17 protein-coding genes are annotated in these 12,313 nt (G+C 38.2%); 12 read left to right on the plus strand and 5 right to left on the minus strand.

All coding sequences use genetic code 11. The annotated features are described in order from the left end of the window. Positions 1 to 22: 22 nt before the first annotated feature. Entirely contained in the window at positions 23 to 259 is a 237-nt protein-coding gene (locus AC1Q6O_RS08975) for a hypothetical protein (protein ID WP_175487096.1), read from the minus strand. 433 nt (positions 260 to 692) lie between these two features. On the opposite strand from AC1Q6O_RS08975, the gene AC1Q6O_RS08980 reads away from it, so the two are divergent. The 8 genes from AC1Q6O_RS08980 to thrS all read left to right on the plus strand — a co-directional run bounded on the left by AC1Q6O_RS08980 (position 693) and on the right by thrS (position 6,703). Continuing rightward, a complete protein-coding gene (locus tag AC1Q6O_RS08980) occupies positions 693 to 1,091 on the plus strand; it encodes a MarR family winged helix-turn-helix transcriptional regulator (RefSeq protein ID WP_239355082.1) in 399 nt (132 codons plus the stop codon). Beyond that, positions 1,091 to 1,438 (plus strand): DUF3147 family protein, encoded by a 348-nt coding sequence (locus tag AC1Q6O_RS08985; protein ID WP_239355083.1) that lies wholly within the window; start codon positions 1,091 to 1,093, stop codon positions 1,436 to 1,438. Before AC1Q6O_RS08980 ends, AC1Q6O_RS08985 begins: the two co-directional genes overlap by 1 nt. A 14-nt stretch (positions 1,439 to 1,452) precedes the next feature. Beyond that, entirely contained in the window at positions 1,453 to 1,935 is a 483-nt protein-coding gene (locus tag AC1Q6O_RS08990; RefSeq protein ID WP_008174901.1) for a GNAT family N-acetyltransferase, read from the plus strand. Between the two features lie 108 nt (positions 1,936 to 2,043). Then, positions 2,044 to 2,451 (plus strand): hypothetical protein, encoded by a 408-nt coding sequence (locus AC1Q6O_RS08995; RefSeq protein ID WP_239355084.1) that lies wholly within the window; start codon positions 2,044 to 2,046, stop codon positions 2,449 to 2,451. A 134-nt stretch (positions 2,452 to 2,585) separates the two neighbouring features. After that, positions 2,586 to 3,095 (plus strand): hypothetical protein, encoded by a 510-nt coding sequence (locus AC1Q6O_RS09000; RefSeq protein WP_008174898.1) that lies wholly within the window; start codon positions 2,586 to 2,588, stop codon positions 3,093 to 3,095. 133 nt (positions 3,096 to 3,228) lie between these two features. Next, the gene (locus AC1Q6O_RS09005; RefSeq protein WP_239355085.1) at positions 3,229 to 3,819 is read left to right on the plus strand and encodes a hypothetical protein; all 591 of its coding nucleotides are present in this window, start codon (positions 3,229 to 3,231) and stop codon (positions 3,817 to 3,819) included. Positions 3,820 to 3,831: 12 nt separating this feature from the next. Beyond that, on the plus strand, positions 3,832 to 4,188 hold the full coding sequence (locus tag AC1Q6O_RS09010) for a lipoprotein (RefSeq protein WP_008174895.1): 357 nt from the start codon (positions 3,832 to 3,834) through the stop codon (positions 4,186 to 4,188). Positions 4,189 to 4,789: 601 nt separating this feature from the next. Beyond that, a complete protein-coding gene (gene thrS, locus AC1Q6O_RS09015) occupies positions 4,790 to 6,703 on the plus strand; it encodes a threonine--tRNA ligase (protein WP_008174893.1) in 1,914 nt (637 codons plus the stop codon). A 107-nt stretch (positions 6,704 to 6,810) separates the two neighbouring features. Here thrS and AC1Q6O_RS09020 read toward each other — a convergent pair whose 3' ends face one another. Both AC1Q6O_RS09020 and AC1Q6O_RS09025 read right to left on the minus strand, forming a co-directional pair. Then, complete coding sequence (locus AC1Q6O_RS09020; protein ID WP_043989840.1) at positions 6,811 to 7,281, minus strand: hypothetical protein; 471 nt, start codon at positions 7,279 to 7,281, stop codon at positions 6,811 to 6,813. Positions 7,282 to 7,441: 160 nt separating this feature from the next. Then, entirely contained in the window at positions 7,442 to 7,612 is a 171-nt protein-coding gene (locus tag AC1Q6O_RS09025; RefSeq protein ID WP_025117185.1) for an aspartyl-phosphate phosphatase Spo0E family protein, read from the minus strand. 910 nt (positions 7,613 to 8,522) lie between these two features. Between AC1Q6O_RS09025 and AC1Q6O_RS09030 the strand changes: the two genes are divergently transcribed. Next, positions 8,523 to 9,080 carry a histidine phosphatase family protein gene (locus tag AC1Q6O_RS09030; protein ID WP_492401057.1) on the plus strand — a complete coding sequence of 186 codons (558 nt, stop codon included), beginning with the start codon at positions 8,523 to 8,525 and terminating at the stop codon, positions 9,078 to 9,080. A gap of 160 nt (positions 9,081 to 9,240) precedes the next feature. On the opposite strand, the gene AC1Q6O_RS09035 is transcribed toward AC1Q6O_RS09030, so the two are convergent. Then, positions 9,241 to 9,795, minus strand: a complete 555-nt coding sequence (locus AC1Q6O_RS09035) for a GNAT family N-acetyltransferase (RefSeq protein WP_008174882.1) — start codon at positions 9,793 to 9,795, stop codon at positions 9,241 to 9,243. Between the two features lie 131 nt (positions 9,796 to 9,926). Between AC1Q6O_RS09035 and AC1Q6O_RS09040 the strand changes: the two genes are divergently transcribed. From AC1Q6O_RS09040 to AC1Q6O_RS09050, 3 genes are read left to right on the plus strand one after another with little or no spacing between them, the layout of a single operon-like run. Continuing rightward, a complete protein-coding gene (locus AC1Q6O_RS09040) occupies positions 9,927 to 10,559 on the plus strand; it encodes an SMI1/KNR4 family protein (protein WP_107922199.1) in 633 nt (210 codons plus the stop codon). Further along, positions 10,559 to 11,047, plus strand: coding sequence for a GNAT family N-acetyltransferase (locus AC1Q6O_RS09045; RefSeq protein ID WP_107922200.1), 489 nt, complete (start codon positions 10,559 to 10,561; stop codon positions 11,045 to 11,047). The genes AC1Q6O_RS09040 and AC1Q6O_RS09045 overlap by 1 nt, the downstream gene beginning before the upstream one ends. Beyond that, complete coding sequence (locus AC1Q6O_RS09050; protein ID WP_008174876.1) at positions 11,044 to 11,472, plus strand: GNAT family N-acetyltransferase; 429 nt, start codon at positions 11,044 to 11,046, stop codon at positions 11,470 to 11,472. The genes AC1Q6O_RS09045 and AC1Q6O_RS09050 overlap by 4 nt, the downstream gene beginning before the upstream one ends. Before the next feature lie 17 nt (positions 11,473 to 11,489). Here AC1Q6O_RS09050 and AC1Q6O_RS09055 read toward each other — a convergent pair whose 3' ends face one another. After that, entirely contained in the window at positions 11,490 to 12,227 is a 738-nt protein-coding gene (locus AC1Q6O_RS09055; RefSeq protein WP_107922202.1) for a class I SAM-dependent methyltransferase, read from the minus strand. Positions 12,228 to 12,313 lie beyond the last annotated feature (86 nt).

A 12,313-nucleotide genomic window follows, 5' to 3' on the forward strand; every position in this document is an offset into this window, starting at 1 on the left:
AGTTAGTCTATGACAGATAGGGCTAATGTAAATAATGCGAAGGAGCTGTCAAAAGATAGCTCCTTTTGCTTGTTAGGCGAACATCGATAAAATATATTTGCCAGAAAGCATAAACAGCTAGCGCACTCATTACCGAAGTACCAGGCTTAAACCAGTTCGTTAAGAGGAAGACCAGTACAGTAAATAACAGCATGCCGATCGCTCCGAGCACGGTGTTTTGTAGGACTGTATGAAAGGTAGATGCTTTCATATTTTTCATTTGCATGCCCATGTTAATCAATGTCAAAATCGGCAGGGCAGTAATGACACCTGAGAGAAATAATTAGTTGGATGGGCTTAGTAACGCTAACACCATGATGGTGCCGCCTACTAAAAAATACAGAAAGTATAACATAGATTGCCCTCAATTAAATTCAGAATAGAGTAATAATACTGTAGAACATCCATGTCTACAAGTAGCAATCGATGATATTTAGCAAGATGCGCAAAAAATTAAATTTTTATGAAAATGAAATAGCATATTTTTGTTAACGTGAATCATCAAACTTTCTAAGTTGGTTCTTCTCATAGCCTCCAATTGCCATTTTTGCTTTAGTAAACTATCTGAAAATATAAACTTTATGGGGAGTACTTTGAATGTATCGTAATTTACGATATAATCGTATTCAACGATATATAAAAGGGGTACCAACATGATTACAAATATAAATGAGTATTTTACTACGATATTTTATCATCTACATACAACACATGAAGATGTGATTTCTCACCAAAGTGTGCGGATTTTACAGATGATTCAAAAGGAAGAAGAGGTAACAGTACGCGATATTGCAGGGTTATTAAATATTTCTCCTAATACAGCGTCAGAGCATGTGAAAAAACTAGAGCGACATGCCTGGGTGACAAAAGAACGTGCGAGTGACGATCAACGTAAGGTTATTCTTCATTTGACAATAGAGGGCTTACAAATACTGAAGAAAAACTCAGAATTAGATGAAGAGAAGCTCAAGCATGCACTTAATAAGCTAACAGAACAGGAACAACAGACCATCCTACAGGCATTCCGACGTCTAAGTGAGGTGGCGAAATAATGTATACATTGTTTAAAATTCTTAGCTCGGCAGCAATTATTGGTGTCGTCACAGAAGTGGCACGAAGATTTCCTTCCTATGGAGGAATTATTGCGGCATTACCTTTAGTGAGTATTTTAAGTATCATTTGGCTGACGGTGCAAAGTGAATCGAGCGAGCATATTCAACGCTTTACAGTTGGTGTCATTGTAGGTTTACCGGCAACCATGTGCATGCTGTTTGTTATTTACATGGCGATGAAATCCTCTATTCATATTGTCTTTGCTATTGGTCTAGGTATTCTTTCCTGGGCAGTTTTCTTAGGCATTCAAAAGACCATTGCTGGTGTTTTTCATCTATCCATGTAACGAGGAGTTCAGACATGACAATCATTGAAATTCAACAATTACCACAACAAAATGTGCTTCATTTTTTTAAGGAGCATTGGGGAACTACAGAAATGGTCATTTCAAGTGGCGTTTATGACTGTAGTCAATTAGAGGGCTTCGCTTTTGTCAATGACCGTCAAGAGATGATAGGACTTGTTACTTACATTATTCGTAAGCAAGACTGTGAAATCATTTCTCTCGATAGTCTTCAAGAAGGCAAAGGTATCGGTTCAGCGCTTGTACAAGCAGTAGAACAAATAGCTTTTGATAACGGTTGTACAAGCATTACTCTTATTACAACGAATGATAATTTACATGCCCTAAAGTTTTATCAAAAAAGGGGATATTACTTCATCGAAATCTTGCCTAATGCGGTGGAAAAGGCAAGAGCCTATAAGCCTTCCATCCCATTTATCGGCAATGATGGCATTGCGATACGAGATGAATTACGACTACAAAAACAGCTTGACTTCTAAAAAGTCAGGTTGTTTTTTGTTATACTGAGAAAGTGGAAAGAGAGGGAACATATGAAAAAAATAGTATTTGCCTTATTACTAAGTGTGCTTGTGGTGGGCGCCGCATTTATGATTTATCTTAAGAGTAATCCACCGCTTGTCATTCAAAGTTACACAAGTAAGCAGGGCAATGAAGCGGTCAAGATCATTGCGATTGAAAACAAAGGATTACGTGAAATTAAGCTTACGCAACTACTTGTTAATGAAAAACTTCCTGATAGTGCTGAGCTGGTCATTAGTAAGTCTGAACCATTTGAGGTCGAAACAAAACTAGAGGGAAATACCAATATGTCATTTCATAAATTAACGCAAGTTAAAGTTTTACCTCGTTCATACATAGATCAACAAGCAATTGGCAAGCAGCCACAGCATTACGCGGTTCAAGTCAAAGCAGCCGACATCAAAAAGGTGAAGATTCAATATGAATATTTACGCATACCTTTTACCCTAACCGCGGAACTTCAACAAGGTCAATAGACAGACGATACGCTAATTTTGTCTTATCATTTATGCCTGTGTCATTTCTTAAGATTGTTTGCTGAAAAGCACTAATTCCTCCTAAATCATGGTAATATTATAGTAATAGCAATCGTGATACTAGGAGGGACCTAATGGCAATTATCATAATGGGTATAGTACTATTTATCTGTGTTATCACTGTGGCTTTAGTGTTAATGAAAAAGTTATCGAAGAATGAAATTATGCTTGAAGTAACAGCCACCTCAGAAGGAAAAAATGAATTAGATCAAGCGATAATGAAAATATATTTTACGTATTCTATCGGCAAACTTGCTAGTAGGAAACGTCAAATCCTTGGCAGTGTTGAATGGTCTGATGGGTGGATGCCTGTTAGCTATAATCTAAAGGAAAATGGTGTGTATCGTGAGGAGCGATTACTTTATGCAACAAAAAATCAGTCCTACTCAACCTTTGAGATTCATGCACCCAATGCAATCGATGATCAAGGGCGAGGTGAAGGGTACGCTGTTCTTGTATTGGAAAATCCCGATATTTCCCATAGATCATCTAGAGCAGGTGTCATCCTTGCCGTCACAGCCAATATGATTACATATCAATTATCAGATTCCACTAGCTGGCATAATGAAGTTGTTATCAATTAACTCGAAAAAAGCTATCCAAATAGGGTAGCTTTTTTTATTAGTGCTAAAAAGTAAAATTAGGCTGATTATGGAACTAAATGAGGGGAATAACGTATAGAAAGAAGAGGGACTTGTAGGATAGAGGAGGATGTAGATGAACGAAATGCCAAGCATACACCAAAAACGATTGGCAATAGATGAGCAAATATGTGCACTCTTATTTCAACGGAAAGAGCTCTCTGCTCATACAAAAGATAGCCCAACAGATGAAATGATGAAGGAATGGGCGCAAAAATATGGTTTCGATGACAAATTTTTAACCATGATTTTCAGTGTGATTAAATCAGAAAAATACTATCAATCACGTGTCGAGCCAGTCGGATTTCGTCAATATATTCCGGTATTACAATCGCAGGGAGTGGGAGATCGAATCTATACGATTTCTTATGTTCGCCAATACGAAAATGCAAGTGTTGTACAGCTTTTGATTGACTGGGATTATGAGGAAGATTCCTATCAAGATATTCATCAAAGATCAAATCGCCATTATTTAGGGTTATTTATAGACCAGAATTATGAATGCCGCCATACAGGTGCATGTGGTTCAGATGGATATGAAAGTAATAGATATGTAGTGACGCCACCATTACCAGATGACATACAAGGACTCAGCTTTATTTTTACAGAATACAAAGATGTGTTTGAAGAAAAACCAACAGGATTGACTGTCACCATGCATTGTTAGGGGGAATAAAATATGAAGAAATGGATAGTGCCAATTGTTTTACTACTTCTGTTAACAGCCTGTCAGAGTCCTGAGCAGGAAGTGCATTATATCGCTAAGAGTGAGCATTGGAAAGCGATCTACCATAGTAATTCTGATCAAGGATTACGCTTATATTATCTTGATGAGAAGGATGATTTAGGGCCCTTACAAATCACCATTGAAGGGGAAAAGGAATCCCAAAATATAATGGATGTGCAGTTAAATAAAGAGGGGTATTATTCATTTACGAAAAAAGAAAGTGAGAAGTTTTTTAAACGGAATGCTAAGCCAATTATTCATATGCAATGGCTATCTGAAAATGAGTCTTTAGAAATAAAGAATCATTAATGGATAATAATAATTCGATACAGAACTTTTGGGCTCATTGTTTCATTTGTTATAGGGATATCGTGTATGACGCGTTATGTATGTAAGTTGAAATAAATGTAAGCGTTACGAATTTTGACCAGAACAACCGTGGTCATTGAAACAGACGATTTTTTTATTTCAAGGTTTGACAAAAAAAACAGAATTCGTTATAGTAATTAACAATTTCATGCAAAAATGAAATGAGCCATGATAAGGACAAGAGATTCGATCAACCATTTTCAGAGAGGGAGGCCTTCGCTGCAAGCTTCCTAATGTTGTGATCCCTTCTTACTACCTTGGAGCTGTGCTTGGAAACTTGCACCGTCTTTTGCAACGTTACGGCAAAATCAATGAGCCACTAGTCTATTTACTAGTGGGAATTTGGGTGGAACCACGGGTAATGAACACATACTCGTCCCTATGTAGGGGCGGATATGTGTTTTTTTATTTTGGTCCCCATTCTAAAAGCTGAATGAGGATCAAGTCTTTGGCAGGTCCATAGTTTTTCAAATTGTAGTCACAATTAGGACTTCTATGACACACCATAGCAAAATTGATAAAAATTAAAGGAGTCGAGAACATGTCAAATCAAGTTATTCACATTCAATTTCCAGATGGTCAACAGCAAGCATTTACAAAAGGCGTGACACTAACCGAAATTGCCCAAGCGATTCGTCCTGAGCTTCGCAAAAAGGCAGTAGCGGGGAGTGTCAATGGAACCATCGTTGATTTGACGCGCCCGATTATGGAAGATGCTCAAATTACATTGTATGATGCTAGCTCTAAGGAAGGAATTGAAGTTATTCGTCATTCAACGGCCCATTTATTAGCACAGGCTGTCAAACGTCTATACCCCCATGCACAGTTTGGGGTAGGACCCGTGATTGAAAACGGCTTTTATTATGATATAGACATTGCGGATACACTGGCACTAAGTGATTTACAACAAATTGAAAAAACGATGAAACAAATTGTGCGGGAAAATGTACAAATCAAGCGACGAGAGGTTTCGAGGAATGAAGCTAAGGAGCTTTTTGCTCATGATGCGTTAAAGCTGGAACTGTTGGAGTCTATTCCCGCTGATGAAACCGTGACGATTTATGAGCAGGGTGAATTTTATGATTTATGTCGAGGTTCCCATGTTCCGTCTACGGGGAAATTACAACACTTCCAATTAATGCATGTATCGGGTGCGTATTGGCGAGGCGATAGCGACAATCAAATGCTACAACGTATTTATGGGGTTGCCTTTGCAACAAAAGAAGAACTTCAACAATACTTCGTGTTTTTAGACGAAGCAGAAAAGCGAAATCACCGTAAACTAGGCAAGGAACTTTCGTTGTTTATGTTTTCAGAGGAAGCGCCGGGAATGCCCTTTTATTTAGCAAATGGTCAAATTTTACGGAATGAGCTGGAATCCTATTTGCGAAATTTACAAGCAAAATATGACTATCGAGAAGTACGGACACCTCTAATGATGAATCAGCGTTTATGGGAACAGTCAGGTCATTGGGATCACTATAAAGACAATATGTACTTTACACAGGTGGATGATCAAAGCTTTGCCTTAAAGCCAATGAACTGTCCAGGACATATGCTCATCTTCAAAAATAGCCTACATTCTTACAGAGATTTACCAATACGAATGGCAGAATTCGGGCAAGTGCATCGCCATGAATTTAGCGGTGCGCTGAATGGATTGTTACGCGTTAGGTCATTTTGTCAGGATGATGCACATATTTTTGCAACACCGCAGCAAATTGAAAATGAAATTGCATTGGCTCTAAAAATAATAGATGAGGTGTACAATGTATTTGGTTTCCAATATTCGGTAGAACTATCGACACGTCCAGATGACTATATGGGAGAATTGTCGTTATGGGATCAGGCAGAAGAGGCGCTTGAAAATGTGCTGACAAATTTAGGCATCGACTATACGATTAATGAGGGGGATGGGGCTTTTTACGGGCCGAAAATCGACATTCATATTAAAGATGCCATCCAACGAAGTCATCAGTGTGCCACAGTACAACTCGATTTCCAGCTACCTGAGAAATTCGATTTAACATACATTAATGAACACAATGAAAAAGTTCGACCTGTTGTCATCCATCGTGCGGTGTTTGGTTCCATTGATCGTTTCCTAGGTATTCTCATTGAGCATTTTGGAGGGGCGTTCCCGATTTGGCTTGCACCGCAACAAGTGCAAGTCATTGCAGTGGCGGATGCACATCAAGACTATGCTAAGCAAGTAGTAAAAGCCCTACAACATGAACAAATTCGGGTGCAACTTGACGATCGTCAGGAAAAGCTCGGTAAAAAGATTCGGGAGGCACAATTGCATAAAATACCGTATATCCTTGTTATCGGGGATCGAGAGACTGCCCATCAAAATGTGTCTGTCCGTAGACATGGACAACAAGCCACTGTTGAATATTCCATATCACAATTAATAGAGGAAATGACAGAAGCCATCAAACTAAAGAGCTTATAAAAGAAAGCTTGCTTTGAATAGATCTACTATTCAAGGCAAGCTTTTTAAAAAAAATTTCTATTTTTTTGAAATGACTACTAGAATCTAGTTGCGATGCATACAATGAATTAAAGGTCCTTGGTCCTCTCTTGGAATTGGGATTGACCAAGTAATACTGTTTGTGTTTCAGCGTCGATGACTAGAAATTTTCGATAGGTCTCATCGGTATTGTGCTGAAAAGATGCTAAAAAATAAACTTGTCGATTGGGATGAACAAAAGTATGTTGAGAGAGGTCTATTATTTCTTGTTTACTATTGGTTTGTAAATAAAAATTTTCTGTCGCCTCTGCTATATCTCTAAAGGCCATTTTTTGCCGAATATTCCATGACGCATGGGGATATTCCTCGTAAATTGTACGATTAAGCTGCTGATAAAATTCGTCCTCATCACGAAACGATTGAAATTGGTTGTTTGGATATTGATATAGTGTATTTATTTCAGTTGGTGTGCAAAGTGTGGGTGCCGTATGGTCTACTGAATGTTGGGGTGGCAATAATATTTTGGAAACAACCATAAAAGTTAAGATGAATACATGCATTATTCAACCTCCAGATGTCTTCTTATCAAAAACATCGCCTACTTTTTTTGGATCTATACATGTAGAGGTTGGCTAGCCGAATGCAAAGATAAAACCAGCCAGAATTCAGGTCTGGCTTTACCCATATCTATACTTTCTTCTATTATATGCCTCGTTATGATTAGGAAGCTTGTGCTTGTTTTAAATATCTATTTAGTAGGACGTCCAATTCTTGACTGTAATCTACTACAGCCGGATGAGTGAAACCAAGATCCTTTGCTTTTTTATACATAATTCTACGTTTGATCTCAATTTCCGCCTTCAAGAATTGTTTAAGCAATAAGTTTACCAAGATATTTTCCTCCTAATTTTTTATCCTTATTCATAAAATTAATTTCTTATGACCTCGATTCAACTTTTTCATTGTATATCACTTATATTAAAAAAAATGTCATATTGTGTATCGTAACTCAAATTCGTAATTTAGTCACAGATAGGGACCTTCATCCTGTTATGCGAAAAACAAACATTTTTCATTGTTTAGTTAAAAGGATTTATTATAATATCCATTTATTTCATAAAAATTAAGTATATTAACCCTAACTGTTGAGCTGTTAGGGTTGTTTTCGTGTTTCAATTTAGAAAAAATTAAGTGAGAAAAAGAGTGGCCTTAAACCATTTATACTATGAAAAAAGTTGTTGTTTGATATTGAATTTTCCAACAATTTATGGCGTTATTCGTATCTTGTCACATTTTATCAAATAAGCTTTAATGTTGTTTAGAAATGGGGACATTTCATTGAGTGTGGAGAATTATTGAGAATTTTTGAAATTAATGGAATAATAGAAGGGGTATGAAAGAGTAACTTTGTTGTCGCTACTTTTCCAAATAAACGAGCAGCATGTGAAGTGGAGGAGCTCTCACATGGGAACCATCCGTTGGAATACCTTTACTAAAATATGAAACTTATCAGCTTTTCTTAAATTAATATTATTACTACGTTGAAAATAATTGAGTAAATGCTGTCTCGCTGGATGCATTATAGGCCATTACATATAGTAATCACGAATACGCAATAAAAGAATTGTTTGAGCAACAACTTGAAGTGAATTGGCTTGTTTGATGTAATGACGAATAGCTTTAATAAAACGCGCAATTCTGATATGCATGTTTATTTGGAAATTACTGTGGATAGCAGGCGATTTTTGCATGGTAATTTCATTTACCTTGATTCGGCGAATGATGAGTGGAGGAGACAAGAATGACAGAATTATATTTTGTGAGACATGCACATGCCGATTATTCCGAGGATGAATATCATCGTCCACTATCATTAAAAGGAATTAGGGATGTAGAACGAGTGACATCTTTATTTAACGATCAACGCATCGATGCAATCTATTCGAGTCCTTATAAAAGAGCCATTCAAACAGTACAGGGTATTGCTAAGTATCATGATGTACCAATTCAAATTGTGGATGCACTAAAGGAACGACAGCTTGCCAATGGAGCGATAGAAAATTTTCAGGAAGCACTACAACGAGTTTGGGAAGAGCCTAGTTTTGCATGGGCTGGTGGAGAGTCCAATCAGCAGGCAATGTCACGGGCTGTACAGAGCCTACAAACTATCATTCTTTCTCACCCCCATGACAGCATTGTTATTGGTACACATGGCAATATAATGGTGCTGATGATGCAATCCTTTGATTCACAGTATGATTATGTATTTTGGCAAACGCTGTCTATGCCTGATATCTACCGATTATCTTTCCGTGAGCTGACTTTATTAGAAGTGGAGCGAGTATGGCAAAAGGGCTGATAGACAGCTAGTGATGGTCTTATGGGAGGGTCCATGTAAAGGACGATGATTGAGGCAGTTGGATAGCTACGTGAATGGATTCGTTAAAACCCAGTCGAGTTGATGTAAAGAAAGAACCCCAAAGAAGACACGATTTATGTATCTCCCCTGGGGACATTTACTATTTGACTTGGTTCCATTCCGAACGTAATAAGCCAAATACTATGAGGTCATGGAAGGTGCCGAAGCGGAATATTTCATTTCGTAAATGCCCTTCCTTCGTGAAGCCGCATTTTTCATAGGAGCGAATAGCTGCAGGATTAAAGCTGAATACTTGCAGTTTGATTTTTTGAATGGCCATGTATTGGAAAATGAATTCAATGAGTGTTTTCATAGCATCCGTGCCATAGCCTTTTCCTTGCCATTGCTGTCCAATTGAAATGCCCACAGAGCAAGTGCTATTTTGCCAGTTAACAGCAAAAACACCACAGGAACCAATCAGTTGGTGAGTCGCTTTTTCATAAATACCAAAGAAGAATTCATCTTTTTTTCCACTGATAGAGTGAAAGAACGCGGAATGGTCCTCCATCGTTTGGGGGAAGGGAATTTCATCATTAGCTAGTAGTAAAGTTTTTGTCTCACTTTCAATGGCTACGAATGATTCTAAGTCAGCGGGGGCCATTTGCTGTAAAGTAATGGATTGACCCGTTAAAAATGTTTTTAAATAATGATCCATCTATGATTCTCCCTTTAATAAGGGCTGCAAGTATCGTTACAACCCCTAGATTGATAGCGAAGCTTTAACGTCTACTGCCATTTTCGCACTCATAGGCACAACTCCTTTAGTTTGAGTGCTTAAATTGTACCATGTCTACCAATTTAGGGGAATATTTTTTAAGAGAGGAAGGAATAGCCGTGCATACAGCCTATTTTAAGAATTTACTACAATATTTACCGCAAGAGGAGCAACAACAATTACAGAAAGCAAATGGTGCCACAGATGCACAAATTGAAAGCTTACTAGAAATATTTCCACAAAGTCCGCAATCCTTCATTGAACTACTACAGGATGTCAACGGTACTTACCATTGTAAGCATGGACAAGAAAACATTAGTGTGCTTGTACTAGGTTCCGATTTGGGGGATTATCCGTATTATTTAAAGGCAGTTGAGCAAATACTAGCAGATGCTCAAAATCAGCGTGAAACGATTTTTGAGCGTTATCAGGACTTTTTAGAGTATGTGGACATAGATAAAAGGATAAATATGCATGTACCGTTAAACGAACGATTATGCTTTGCAGATTGCATGAATAATGGAGGAACATCCAGTTTGTATCTTGATTTTTCGCCAGCTGAAGGCGGAAAAATGGGGCAAGTGGTTCGATATGTCCATGATCCCGATAGCTTTGAGGTCATCGCCTCTTCATTTGATGAATATTTACAACAGCTTGTTGAGGGGGAATATGAGTTTACAGCTCTCTACGAGGAGGAGTTTTGATGGCTCTGACATTGAAGTTTTATGAGGACAAGGCACAATCGTTAGTAGATCAATATACTATTACAGAGGAGCAGCTTCGTTATACAAAGTCGCCAAAGGATAGCATTGAACTTGCTAAGGAGGATGACAGTAGACATGCTGTTTTAGCTTTCGATGGAGACAAGCTAGTAACCTTTTTTGTGTTACATGAAAAAGAAGGGGTGAAGCCTTATTCCTCGAATGAACGGGCGTTACTAATTCGCTCATTTTCGACCGATTATCATGAGCAGGGCAAAGGCTATGCAAAGGCAGCTCTCCGATTGTTACCAGACTTTGTTCGTCAGCATTTTCCATTGATGAATGAGCTAGTACTAGGCGTAAATATCCCAAATGTATCAGCACAGGCACTCTATATAAAATGTGGGTTTGTAGATGAGGGGAAACAGGCGACAGGCTTTGGCGAAGAACTAAAGGTAATGAGTTATTATATAAAGGATGTGGAAATTTGAGCAATATAAAAGTGGCAGGGTTGGAGCATTTGCAGACACTATGTGCAATCGATCAAGAGGTGATTGGAAACGCATCCAGAAGTGATGAAATTCAGCAAGCCATCGAGGAGGAACGTTGTCTGCTTCACCATTTTGCTGATGATATTACAGGATTCTTAATTTCTACTGAGGACTTTTTTGGCTATGACTTTATTTCCTTAGTCATTGTTAAGCCATCAGCGCGAAGAAAGGGGATCGCCTCTGCCTTAATAAATGCATATGTAAAAACAAGCAATTCGTTAAAGGTTTTTTCCTCTACGAATCAATCTAACACAAGTATGCAACATGTATTTCAAGCCTTAGGGTTTGTCAAAAGCGGGGTTATTAATAATCTGGATGACGGCGACCCAGAAATTATTTATGTAAAAATAGCCTCACCACTGTAGTAGGGTGAGGCTTGCCTTTATTTTTTTGCTTTTACAAATAAAAAGGATGGTCGGCGAAGTTCCTTTTCAATAGAAGGAAGCCGTTGAATAGCTTCCTCGCTTGGCTGAGGTTCAACCATTTTGTCGATCGATAAGCCATGGTCGATTAATGTATTGATGATTGTAGCAATAGTGCGATGATATTTGACCACTCCGTCTACCAGCCATGTTTGCTGTCTTATGCCTTCTTCTTGGTAATTATCCATTGCATAGTGTAGCCGTTTACCTTGTTCATCGTAAATCCAATTACCCTCCTTCGTTCGGCGAGCAGTAGCAATCGGATGCTCCACGGAGAAAATAAAAACGCCGTCTGGACGTAGCATTTGGGCAATTTGTCTAATGACTGCCTCAAAATTTTTAACATAATGAAGCGAAAGTGAGCTTGTTATACAATCAAAACGATTGGCGGATGCTTCATAATCCTCAATTGCTTGAAGCTGATAATCAATTTGTGGATGTGCATTTTCTGACTGAGCGATGGACAGCATATTACTTGAAACGTCCAAAGCAGTCACATGCTTGGCGTGGTGTTGGATACAGTATTGGGCGAAGTCACCCATGCCACAGCCAATATCGAGCATTTCTAAATTCGTTAAAGAGGGCAGTAATGATTTCATGGTAGGCTGCTCTAATAAGCGATTATAATTAGATGGTCTTTGCCGTAATGCCTTGTATTGATGGAAAAATTCAGGGTTGTCATAAATATTTTGTTTCATTATAACCTCCAGCTTGTGAAACATAACGTTATGTCATTTGTGCGCACTCTTATTTTCCCATGCGAGACGAAAAAGAAATAGACTTA

Source organism: Lysinibacillus sp. GW823-FHT06C08 (assembly GCF_058795135.1).

What these genes read in the sequence shown, in the direction of transcription:
- AC1Q6O_RS08975 (WP_175487096.1), bottom strand. Translation starts at nt 259, where the DNA reads ATGAAAAATATGAAAGCATCTACCTTTCATACAGTCCTACAAAACACC.
- AC1Q6O_RS08980 (WP_239355082.1), top strand. Translation starts at nt 693, where the DNA reads ATGATTACAAATATAAATGAGTATTTTACTACGATATTTTATCATCTA.
- AC1Q6O_RS08985 (WP_239355083.1), top strand. Translation starts at nt 1,091, where the DNA reads ATGTATACATTGTTTAAAATTCTTAGCTCGGCAGCAATTATTGGTGTC.
- AC1Q6O_RS08990 (WP_008174901.1), top strand. Translation starts at nt 1,453, where the DNA reads ATGACAATCATTGAAATTCAACAATTACCACAACAAAATGTGCTTCAT.
- AC1Q6O_RS08995 (WP_239355084.1), top strand. Translation starts at nt 2,044, where the DNA reads ATGATTTATCTTAAGAGTAATCCACCGCTTGTCATTCAAAGTTACACA.
- AC1Q6O_RS09000 (WP_008174898.1), top strand. Translation starts at nt 2,586, where the DNA reads ATGGCAATTATCATAATGGGTATAGTACTATTTATCTGTGTTATCACT.
- AC1Q6O_RS09005 (WP_239355085.1), top strand. Translation starts at nt 3,229, where the DNA reads ATGAACGAAATGCCAAGCATACACCAAAAACGATTGGCAATAGATGAG.
- AC1Q6O_RS09010 (WP_008174895.1), top strand. Translation starts at nt 3,832, where the DNA reads ATGAAGAAATGGATAGTGCCAATTGTTTTACTACTTCTGTTAACAGCC.
- thrS (WP_008174893.1), top strand. Translation starts at nt 4,790, where the DNA reads ATGTCAAATCAAGTTATTCACATTCAATTTCCAGATGGTCAACAGCAA.
- AC1Q6O_RS09020 (WP_043989840.1), bottom strand. Translation starts at nt 7,281, where the DNA reads ATGCATGTATTCATCTTAACTTTTATGGTTGTTTCCAAAATATTATTG.
- AC1Q6O_RS09030 (WP_492401057.1), top strand. Translation starts at nt 8,523, where the DNA reads ATGACAGAATTATATTTTGTGAGACATGCACATGCCGATTATTCCGAG.
- AC1Q6O_RS09035 (WP_008174882.1), bottom strand. Translation starts at nt 9,795, where the DNA reads ATGGATCATTATTTAAAAACATTTTTAACGGGTCAATCCATTACTTTA.
- AC1Q6O_RS09040 (WP_107922199.1), top strand. Translation starts at nt 9,927, where the DNA reads ATGTCTACCAATTTAGGGGAATATTTTTTAAGAGAGGAAGGAATAGCC.
- AC1Q6O_RS09045 (WP_107922200.1), top strand. Translation starts at nt 10,559, where the DNA reads ATGGCTCTGACATTGAAGTTTTATGAGGACAAGGCACAATCGTTAGTA.
- AC1Q6O_RS09055 (WP_107922202.1), bottom strand. Translation starts at nt 12,227, where the DNA reads ATGAAACAAAATATTTATGACAACCCTGAATTTTTCCATCAATACAAG.